Annotated in this window: 9 protein-coding genes; 2 read left to right on the forward strand and 7 right to left on the reverse strand. The window is 76.5% G+C overall.

Annotation, left to right across the window (positions count from 1 at the left end; all coding sequences use genetic code 11):
* The 5 genes from larC to ABD317_RS29130 form a co-directional block, all read right to left on the reverse strand.
* A partial coding sequence (gene larC, locus ABD317_RS29110) for a nickel pincer cofactor biosynthesis protein LarC (RefSeq protein WP_344293564.1) occupies positions 1–532 on the reverse strand: 532 nt, incomplete at its 3' end.
* A 164-nt stretch (positions 533–696) separates the two neighbouring features.
* Complete coding sequence (gene larB, locus ABD317_RS29115) at positions 697–1,425, reverse strand: nickel pincer cofactor biosynthesis protein LarB (RefSeq protein WP_027757292.1); 729 nt, start codon at positions 1,423–1,425, stop codon at positions 697–699.
* Complete coding sequence (gene larE, locus ABD317_RS29120; RefSeq protein ID WP_344293567.1) at positions 1,422–2,348, reverse strand: ATP-dependent sacrificial sulfur transferase LarE; 927 nt, start codon at positions 2,346–2,348, stop codon at positions 1,422–1,424. The genes larB and larE overlap by 4 nt, the downstream gene beginning before the upstream one ends.
* Positions 2,345–3,265 carry a hypothetical protein gene (locus ABD317_RS29125; RefSeq protein ID WP_027757290.1) on the reverse strand — a complete coding sequence of 307 codons (921 nt, stop codon included), beginning with the start codon at positions 3,263–3,265 and terminating at the stop codon, positions 2,345–2,347. The genes larE and ABD317_RS29125 overlap by 4 nt, the downstream gene beginning before the upstream one ends.
* Positions 3,266–3,427: 162 nt before the next feature.
* Positions 3,428–4,054, reverse strand: coding sequence for a TetR/AcrR family transcriptional regulator (locus tag ABD317_RS29130; protein WP_234020256.1), 627 nt, complete (start codon positions 4,052–4,054; stop codon positions 3,428–3,430).
* A 228-nt stretch (positions 4,055–4,282) separates the two neighbouring features.
* Here ABD317_RS29130 and ABD317_RS29135 point away from each other — a divergent pair, with 228 nt between their 5' ends.
* Complete coding sequence (locus ABD317_RS29135) at positions 4,283–5,104, forward strand: GDSL-type esterase/lipase family protein (RefSeq protein WP_027757288.1); 822 nt, start codon at positions 4,283–4,285, stop codon at positions 5,102–5,104.
* Here ABD317_RS29135 and ABD317_RS29140 read toward each other — a convergent pair.
* Positions 5,088–6,725 (reverse strand): glycerol-3-phosphate dehydrogenase/oxidase, encoded by a 1,638-nt coding sequence (locus ABD317_RS29140; protein ID WP_344293570.1) that lies wholly within the window; start codon positions 6,723–6,725, stop codon positions 5,088–5,090. The two genes, ABD317_RS29135 and ABD317_RS29140, sit on opposite strands and share 17 nt — an antisense overlap.
* On the reverse strand, positions 6,722–7,321 hold the full coding sequence (locus tag ABD317_RS29145) for a TetR family transcriptional regulator (RefSeq protein WP_051438680.1): 600 nt from the start codon (positions 7,319–7,321) through the stop codon (positions 6,722–6,724). The genes ABD317_RS29140 and ABD317_RS29145 overlap by 4 nt, the downstream gene beginning before the upstream one ends.
* Positions 7,322–7,340: 19 nt before the next feature.
* Here ABD317_RS29145 and ABD317_RS29150 point away from each other — a divergent pair, with 19 nt between their 5' ends.
* Positions 7,341–9,071 carry an FAD-binding oxidoreductase gene (locus ABD317_RS29150; RefSeq protein WP_344293572.1) on the forward strand — a complete coding sequence of 577 codons (1,731 nt, stop codon included), beginning with the start codon at positions 7,341–7,343 and terminating at the stop codon, positions 9,069–9,071.
* Positions 9,072–9,182 lie beyond the last annotated feature (111 nt).

Below are 9,182 nucleotides of genomic sequence, written 5' to 3' on the forward strand. Positions count from 1 at the left end.
GGACGGGCATCCGGCCGTGCGCGCAGTCGACCTCCCCGCTGCCGGCGGCGAGCGGCGAGCAGGTGACGGCGGCGCCGGGGGCGAGCAGGCCGAGGTCGGCGAGCGCGGCGGCGCAGCCGACGACGTCGGCGAGCGCGTCGAAGGCGCCGACCTCGTGGAAGTGGACGTCCTCGGGGGCGGTGCCGTGCGCCTTGCCCTCGGCCTCGGCGAGCAGCCGGAAGACGCGGGCGGCGAAGTCCGCGGCGGCCTCGGGGAGGCCGGCGCGCGTCGCCCGTCCGATGTCGCCGAGGACGTCGTCGAGGCGCCGGTGGTGGTCGGCGACGGCGGGGCGGTGGACGGTGACGCGGTTGCAGGCGAAGCCGCCGCGCCGGGCCCGCGCCACGGTCACGTCGAGCCCGTCGATCCCGAGCGCCGCCACCGCGTCCCGTACGGCACCGAGGCGCGCGCCGGCGTCGAGCAGCGCGCCCAGCAGCATGTCGCCGGCCACCCCGGCGGTGCAGTCGAGATGGGCCGCGGCCGTCCCCTCAGCCACCGTGCGCCACCCCCGCCGGGTTCCCTGCGGACTGTGCTGCGCGATCACCGGGACAGCCCTTCCCGCGCCGCTGCGCCGCCACACCGGCCCGGGTACGGGCCAGGGGCACGGGTGCGTGCGGGCGGCCCGGGGCGTACGCCCCCGGCGCGGCGGACAGCCGTGGGTCACTCACCGTCGCGTACCCCCACGATCTTCGCGGCGTGGACGGCGGCGCCGAAGCCGTTGTCGATGTTGACGACCGTGAGCCCGGGGGCGCAGGAGGCCAGCATGGCGCCGGCGGCGGCGCGGCCGCCGTCGGCGAAGCCGTAGCCGACGCTGGCGGGGACGCCGACGACGGGGGCGGCGAGCAGGCCGGTGACCACGCTCGGCAGGGCGCCGTCCATGCCCGCGACGACGATCGCGCAGTCCGCGGCGCGCACCTCGGCGAGCACCGAGAGCAGCCGGGACAGGCCCGCGACGCCCACGTCGGCGAAGAGCCGGGAGCCGGTGCCGAGGGCGTCGAGGGTGGCGACGGCCTCGCGGGCGACGGGCAGGTCGCTGGTGCCGGCGGTGAGTACGGCGACCGTGCCCCGCGGGGCCGGCAGCGGGCCCACGGTCACGGTGCGCGCCCGGGTGTCGACCCGTACCGGCTCGTCCGCGAAGGCGTCGGCCGCCTCCCGCAGCACCTCCTCGGGGCAGCGGGTGGCCAGCGCCGGCGAGTCCGGTGTCCGGCGGCGCAGCTCGGCGAGCAGCTGCAGCGTCTGCTGCGGCGTCTTGCCGTCGGCGTAGACGACTTCGGGCACCCCGGTGCGGCGCCGCCGGCCCACGTCGAGCCGGGCGAAGTCGCCGACCTGCGCCACGCCGTCGGCCAGCAGTTCGGCGACGTCGCGGGCACCGCCGCTCGGCTCGCTCATCGCGCCGGCGCTCCATCGGGAGAGGCGGTGCGGGAGGCGGCGCGGGCGGCGGTGCTGACGGCCCCGGTGCGGTACGGGGCGAGGCTGCCCTCGCCGAGGGGGCCGACGGCGGCCACCTCGCGCAGCAGCGTGTCGCCGAGGCCGCGGGCGGCGGCCACCTCGCGGTGCGCGGGGGCGTCCAGCTCGATCCGGAAGCCGCGCCGCAGCAGGCGTACGCGGACGTCGCGGGCGCCCACCCGGTGCTCGTCCAGCGTCTCGCGGACCCGCTCCTCGGCCCGCTCGACCAGGTGCAGCCGGTCCTGGGAGACCGGGACGCCCACCGCGATACGGGACGCCAGGCACGGCATGCCGGGCTTCTCCGCGACCGGCAGCCCCCAGGCCCGCGCGACCGCGCGCACCGCGGCCTTGCCGAGCCCGGCGGCGGCCAGCGGCTCGGCGGCGTCGAGTTCCTTCGCGGCGCGCAGCCCGGGCCGGTGGGCGGCGCGCCGGTCGTCGCGGTGGGTGCCGGTGGCGACGTGCGCGAAGCCGTGCTCCGCGGCGTAGCCGGCGACCCGGCCGAGGACGGTCTGCTTGCAGAAGTAGCAGCGGTCGCCGGCGTTGGCGCGGTAGCCGGCGACGGACAGCTCGTCGGTGTCCAGGACGACGAGTTCGGCGCCGAGGTCCGCCGCCGTGTCCCGGGCGAGGGCCAGCTCGCCGCGGGCCAGGGCGGGCGAGTCGGCGATGACGGCGACGGCCCGGCCGGGGCCGAGGGCGCGTACGGCCGCGGCGAGGACGACCGTGGAATCCACGCCACCGGAGTATGCCACCGCGACACTGCCGAGTCGTCCGACTTCGTCCAGCAGCCCGGCGGCGGCGGCGTCGGCGTCCGCCGTGTCGGTGTCCGCGGCGGACGTGGGCGTGGCGGCCGGGCCGGGTTCCGTCATGCCTGCGAGCCCGCCGATCGGCGTCGTACGGCGGCGATCCCGGCCGCGCCCGCGAGCAGCGCGGCGCCGGCGACGAGCCCGCGCTTGCGGGAGCCGCCCCGGTCGTCGCCGGTGCCCGCCACCGGCACCCCGGCGCCGAAGCCCGCGACGCCGCGCTGGACCAGGTTGAGCCCGTCCATGCCGGGGAGCTTGTGCACCTTCTCGTCGATCTTGCGCACGGCCGCGGCGCCCTCGTCGTCGCCCAGCAGGTGCCCCAGGACGAAGCGGGTCTCCTCCACCGGCTGGATGGTGGAGCCGACGGGCTGCCAGAAGCGGTCGGTCACCCAGCGGGTCAGCGAGCGGGCGCGCGACGAGCGCTCCAGGCGCTCCTTGGCCTGGCTGGCGTAGAACGCGAGGTGCCGGGACTCCTGGCGCTGGATGCGCCCGAGCAGCTTGGTCAGCTCCGGGTGCTGCTCCTTCTCGATCAGGCTGCCGTACGCGGCGTGCGCGGACCACTCGTTTATCGCGCCCCACGTCATGTGCACGGCGACGAAGTCGTCGCCGATGGCGTTGGCCGCGACGGACTGGTAGATCGGCGCCAGCCGGTCCTTGACCCCCTGCGCCTCCCGCACCTCGCGGATGTGGTCGTAGTCGGCCTTCTGCCCGTGGGCGCGCAGCACGGAGTCGATCGCCTCACCGTGCCAGAATTCCTCGAAGGCCCACATCGACATGAACGCCGTCACGTCCGGGTCGCGGTGGGACGGGGTGACCAGCACGTCGCGCAGGTAGCAGATCGTGTGGCTCTCCACGTCCGACATGTAGCGCAGGCAGCGCAGCGCCTCCTCGGACAGCGGGCGCTCTGCGAACGCGTCGAGATCCAGATCGTCGACCTGGACGCGTCCGGCTGTACTGATGTAGCCCGGTATGTCGAAGGCCATTGCTCTCCCTCCGGCAGGTGCGCCGATTGCGCCGAGTCCATCACGGCACGAAGCCCTTTATCAACATCTGTTGAGTTAGCTCGGGATTCTAGATCGCCGCAGCTTCCGGGCGCCACCGCCCCCACCCCTGACGCAGGGGCGGCCCGTGAGGTTGACTCGAAGCTAGGCGCTGCCGGAGGGCAGCGGGCCGAAGAGGTACCCGTCGATGGTGCCGCCCACGATCTCGGCAAGCTCCGGCCTCGGCAGGTCCGCGAGCGGCCCGAAGCGCACCACGTAGCGCACGAGGGCGGTGCCCACCAGATGGGAACCGGCCAGACCCGCACGCAGCTCCGCCCGGTCGGGGACGGCGCGGGCGGCGACCCGGGCGACGAGTTCGCGGGTGATGAAGTCGCGCAGGACGGCGGCGGCCGGCTGGTACGAGGCGGCGGAGAGCAGGATCGCCTGAAAGGGCCACCTGGTCTCGGCGTCGTCCCACAGATCGAAGTAATAGCCGGCGAGCCTGCGGCCCAGTCCGTCGGAGGTGTCGCCGACGATCCGGTCGAGCACGTCGTCGGGGCGCATGACGTCGGCGATGGCGGCCAGGTACAGCCCTTCCTTGCTGCCGAAGAACTGGACGAGGAGGGACGGGTCGACGCCCGCCTCCCGGGCGACGGCGCGCAGGCTGCAGGACCCGTAGCCGCGGGCGAACATGCGCTTCGCGGCGCGGATGATGTCCGCCCTGGTGTCGGGGCGGCCGGGGCGGGGCCCGAGCGGCCGCACCCGAGGGCTCAGCGTTCTCTTCCCGGTCACGGTCGTCGCTCACGCTCCAAGGCAGAGGCGCACTCTGCCGGTTGCGGTCGGGTCTTCTGAGGGGACGGGCCGGCGGCCGACCCGATTATCGGCTGATGCCATGGCGAACTCGCACAACAGGGATTGAACGGCGCATCACAGGCGCGCAGTTGCGCCTTGGCATGGACATGGATGTCACAGGGCAGGGTGTGGTTACCACTCGGTACAACCTCATCCCCAGGGGGTTCCATGAGAACTGCCCGGCCCTTGCGGCTGCTGCTGGGCTTCCTCGTCGCCACCACAGTGGCGCTGCTCGGCACCGCGCCCGCCCAGGCCGCCGAGAGCACCGCGGCGCGGAGCGCCTACGCGGAGAACTACGTGGCGCTCGGCGACTCCTACGCCTCGGGCGTGGGCGCCGGTTCGTACGACTCGGCGAGCGGCGACTGCAAGCGCAGCACCCGGGCGTACCCGGTGCTGTGGAAGAACGCGCACTCCCCGGCGTCCTTCTCCTTCACCGCCTGCTCCGGCGCCCGCACCGGCGACCTCATCAACAACCAGCTCGGTCCGCTCAACTCCTCGACCACCCTCGTCTCCCTCAGCATCGGCGGCAACGACGCCGGCTTCGCCGACGCCATGATCACCTGTGTGCTCCAGGGCGAGTCGGCGTGCGTCAACCGGATCAACGAGGCGCGCACGTACATCGAGGGCACGCTCCCCGGGCGGCTCAACGCCGCGTACGACGCGGTGCGCGCCCGCGCCCCCAACGCGCACGTCGTCGTGCTCGGCTACCCGCGGATGTACCAGCTCAACGGCGGCTGCTTCTTCGGCATCAGCGAGCGTTCCCGGGCCGCCATCAACGGCGCCGCGGACCTGCTGAGCGACGTGACCGCCAAGCGCGCGGCCGACCACGGCTTCTCGTACGGCGACGTCCGGCCGGCGTTCTCCGGGCACGAGATCTGCTCGGACAGCGAATGGCTGCACAGCGTTACCTTCCCCATCGGCGACTCCTACCACCCCAAGGCCGCCGGGCACTCCGGCGGCTACTACCCCGTGTTCAACGCCCTGGACTGACCGCCCCGTTCAGCGCGGACAGCACCTCGCGGGCGGCCGCCACCGCGGCCGCCCGCTCCGCCGCCACCAGCCCCAGCCGGGTGCGCCGGTCCAGCAGGTCGGCCTCGTCGAGGGCGCCCTCGTGGCGTACGGCCCAGGCCAGCTCGGCGCCGGTGACCGGGTATCCGGGCACGACCGGCGCGGCGAGCGCGGGTTCCGCGGCGGCCAGCGCCTGCACCGCCGGCGCCTCCGTCCCGTAGCGCTGCACCAGCCGGCGCGGCGCGTCCAGCCGGGCCAGCTCGGCGGGCGGCGCGGCGCCCACGAGCGGCAGCCGGGCGGTACGGCACGGGCCCGCGGCCAGACCGGCGCCGGCCACGGCCGCGTCGACGGCGTCCTCGGCCATCCGCCGGTACGTCGTCAGCTTGCCGCCGACGACGGTGACCACGCCGTCCGGCGAGGTGCGCACCGCGTGCCGGCGGGAGAGGTCGGCGCTGCGGCCGTCGCTCTCCAGCAGCGGGCGCAGCCCGGCGAACGCGCCGACCACGTCCGCCCGGCGCACCGGCACGTCCAGCGCGGAGTCCAGCACGTCGAGGAGGAAGCCGACGTCCGTCTCCGGCACCGCCGGCTCGTCCGGCACGTCGCCGTCGACCGGCTCGTCGGTCAGGCCCACGTACACCCGGCCGTCGTCCTGCGGCAGCACCAGCGCGAACCGGGCCGGCGCCCCCGGGATCGGGATGTGCACGCCCGCCCCTCCCGGCTGCCGACCCATCCCCAGCGCCTCGGCGCGCAGCACCAGGTGCGTGCCGCGCGACGGGCGCAGCCGCACTCCGGGCACCAGCTGACCGGCCCACACCCCGGTCGCGTTGACCACCGCGCGGGCCCGGATGCGCAGCCGCTCCCCCGTCGTCTCGTCCCGGACGACCGCGCCGGAGCCGGTCAGCTCCACCGCCCGGGCCCGGGTCAGCACCCGGGCCCCGTACCCCGCGGCCGTCCGCGCCACGGCCGTCACCAGCCGGGCGTCGTCGGTCAGCTGCCCGTCCCAGGAGAGCAGTCCGCCGCGCAGCCCGTAGCGCCGCAGCCCGGGCACGAGCTGCTGGGTCTCCACGGCGGACAGCCGGCGCGGCGCGGGCAGCGCCGCGCGGGAGGTGCGCGCGGCGACCCGCACCTCGTCGCCGGAGCGCAGCCCGGCCCAGGCGACGGCGGCCTGGGCGCGGGTGGTCAGCGGGGTGAGGGGGATCACGAAGGGCTGGGCGTGCACGAGGTGCGGCGCGATGCGCTCCAGCAGCTCGCCGCGCTCCACCGCGCACTCGCGGGCGATGCCGACCTGGCCGGAGGCCAGGTAGCGCAGGCCGCCGTGGACGAGCTTGCTGCTCCAGCGCGAGGTGCCGAACGCCAGGTCGTGGGCGTCGATCGCGGCGACCGACAGCCCGCGCCCGGCGGCGTCCAGCGCGACCCCGGCGGCGGTGGCGCCGGCGGCGACGACCAGCAGGTCCACGCGCTCGCCGGCGTCCAGCCGGGCCAGCAGCCGGGCGCGGCGGCGGGCGTTGAGGGAGAAGTCCCGAGCGGGCGCCGGCTCCGCGCCGCCCGTGCTGGCCGTGCTGTCCGTGCTGGCCGTTCCGCGGGGCGCGTTCCGTACGGTCATGGCGCGAGCATCCTCTCCAGCACGCCGCGCAGTTCGCGCTCGAACGCGGCGGTGCCGAGGTCGGGGTCGTCCTCATCGGTCATGGTGCGCATCGAGAACGTGAAGGACTGCACGACCAGCAGCGCGGCCCGCGCCTGCCGCACCGCGTGCCCCGCGCGCACGGAACCGTCGGCCTGACCCTTGCGCACGTCGTCGGCGATCAGGTCGAGCAGGACGTCCTGGCTGGCGCCGCGGCGGTCGAGCATGTACGGCAGGAGCAGCTCGGGGTCGACGTCCAGGATCTTGCGGAACAGCGGGTGCGCGCGCAGCGCCCGCGAGCCCTCCGTGAGCCCGGCGACCAGCACCTCGCGTGCGTTCGCGGCGCCGTCCGCGGCGGGGAGGGCGCCGCGTGCGACGTCGATCCACTCGCGCGTCATCAGATCGCCCACCAGCGACTGCACGTCGGGCCAGCGGCGGTAGAGCGTCATCCGCGACACGCCGGCGCGGCGGGCCACGTCGGTGAGCGTGGTGCGGCGCACGCCCACGGCCAGGACGCAGTCGCGCAGCGCGTCGAGCGCGACGTCGTCCAGCGAGGTCTTGTGACGTTTCGACTTCACCTGTCACAGTGTAACGAGTATGCGGACGGAGGAAAGCCCTCCGGCCGAGGCCGTACGCCCGTACGGGAGGACCGCGTTGGACATGCTGTGGAACGGGTGGGGCGACCCCGCGGAGGCGGCGCCGCTCCCCGACGGCGTCCGGGACCTGCTGCGCGACCTGCTGGGGGTGCGGCCGGCCGACACCCCGCCGGCGGCGCTGGCGGACCTGGACGTGCCGGCGCCGCGCGTGGGCGCGGACGTCCTGGCCGCGCTCGCGCGGGCGGCGGGCGGCGCGGCGTCGGTCCTGACCGGCGTGCCGGACCGGGTGCGGCACACCCGCGGCAAGTCCACCCCCGACCTGCTGCGCATCCGCGCCGGCGAGGTCGCGGACGCGCCGGACGCGGTGGTGCTGCCGGGCGGGCACGACGAGGTGCTGGCGGTGCTGCGGGTGTGCGCCGAGCGGCGGGTGGCGGTGGTGCCGTTCGGCGGCGGCACGTCGGTGACCGGCGGGCTCGCGCCGGACGCGCAGGGGGGCGGCTTCGCCGGCGTGGTCGCCCTCGACCTGCGCCGCCTGGACCGGCTGACCGCGCTCGACGAGGTCGCGCGCACCGCCGTCCTCGACGCCGGGCTGCGCGCGCCCGAGGCCGAACGGCTGCTCGGCGAGCGCGGGTTCACCCTCGGCCACTTCCCGCAGTCCTTCGAGTGGGCCACCGTCGGCGGCTTCGCCGCGACCCGCGGCAGCGGCCAGGCGTCCGCGGGCTACGGGCGGTTCGACGAGATGGTCGTCGGGCTCACCGTGGCGACGCCGGAGGGCACGCTGCGGCTCGGCCGGGCGCCGCGCTCGGCGGCGGGACCCGACCTGCGGCAGCTGGTGCTGGGCTCGGAGGGCGCGTTCGGGGTGATCACGTCGGTCACGGTACGGGTGCGGCCGCTGCCGCGGGTGCGGGCGTACGAGGGCTGGCGGTTCGGCTCCTTCGACGCGGGCGCGGCGGCGCTGCGCGCGCTGGCGCAGGACGGGCCGCTGCCGACGGTGCTGCGGCTGTCCGACGAGACCGAGACGATGGTGGGCCTCGCCCGTCCCGAGGACATCGGCGCGGCGGACGGATCGGCAGACGAGGCGGCGGACGAGGCGGCGGCGGGCGGGGCGGACGGGTCGGCGGCCGGGGCGCGGCCGGGCGGCTGCCTGGTCGTCACCGGCTACGAGGGCGCGGCGGGCGAGGCGGCGGACCGCCGGGCCGCGGCGCACGTCGTCCTGCGGGCGGCCGGCGGGGAGTTGCTCGGCGCGGAGCCGGGCGAGGCGTGGGCGCAGGGCCGTTACCGGGCCCCGTACCTGCGCGACGCGCTGCTGGACGCGGGCGCCTTCGCGGAGACGCTGGAGACGGCGGGCTTCTGGCCGGCGCTGCCCCGGCTGTACGAGGCGGTGCGCGGCGCGCTGCAGGAGACGCTGACCGCGGCGGGCACGCCGCCCCTGGTGATGTGCCACATCTCGCACGTGTACGAGACCGGCGCCTCGCTGTACTTCACGGTGGTCGGCGCCCGGGGCGACGACCCGCTGGGCGCGTGGGAGCGGGCCAAGCGGGCGGCGGGCGACGCGATCCTGGAGCGCGGCGGCACCATCAGCCACCACCACGGCGTGGGCACCGACCACCGCCCGTGGTACGCGCGGGAGATCGGCCCGCTGGGCGTGGCGGCGCTGCGCGCGGTCAAGTCGGCGCTGGACCCGGCGGGCGTCCTCAACCCGGGCGTGCTGCTGCCGCGGGCGGACGAGTGAGGCGGCCCGGGACCGGCCCGGCCGCGGGCCCCCGTGCGGTACGCGCCGCCCGCCCGGCCCCCGCCCGCGCCGCCCGGACCGGGCCCGCACCCGGGCGCTGACCGCCGGACC

This window comes from Streptomyces synnematoformans (genome assembly GCF_039531005.1).
Classification (GTDB): Bacteria; Actinomycetota; Actinomycetes; order Streptomycetales; family Streptomycetaceae; genus Streptomyces; species Streptomyces synnematoformans.

Excerpts from the sequence above, each read along its gene's own strand:
- larB (WP_027757292.1), bottom strand. The coding sequence starts at position 1,425 with ATGAGCGAGCCGAGCGGCGGTGCCCGCGACGTCGCCGAACTGCTGGCC.
- larE (WP_344293567.1), bottom strand. The coding sequence starts at position 2,348 with ATGACGGAACCCGGCCCGGCCGCCACGCCCACGTCCGCCGCGGACACC.
- ABD317_RS29125 (WP_027757290.1), bottom strand. The coding sequence starts at position 3,265 with ATGGCCTTCGACATACCGGGCTACATCAGTACAGCCGGACGCGTCCAG.
- ABD317_RS29135 (WP_027757288.1), top strand. The coding sequence starts at position 4,283 with ATGAGAACTGCCCGGCCCTTGCGGCTGCTGCTGGGCTTCCTCGTCGCC.
- ABD317_RS29140 (WP_344293570.1), bottom strand. The coding sequence starts at position 6,725 with ATGACCGTACGGAACGCGCCCCGCGGAACGGCCAGCACGGACAGCACG.
- ABD317_RS29150 (WP_344293572.1), top strand. The coding sequence starts at position 7,341 with ATGCGGACGGAGGAAAGCCCTCCGGCCGAGGCCGTACGCCCGTACGGG.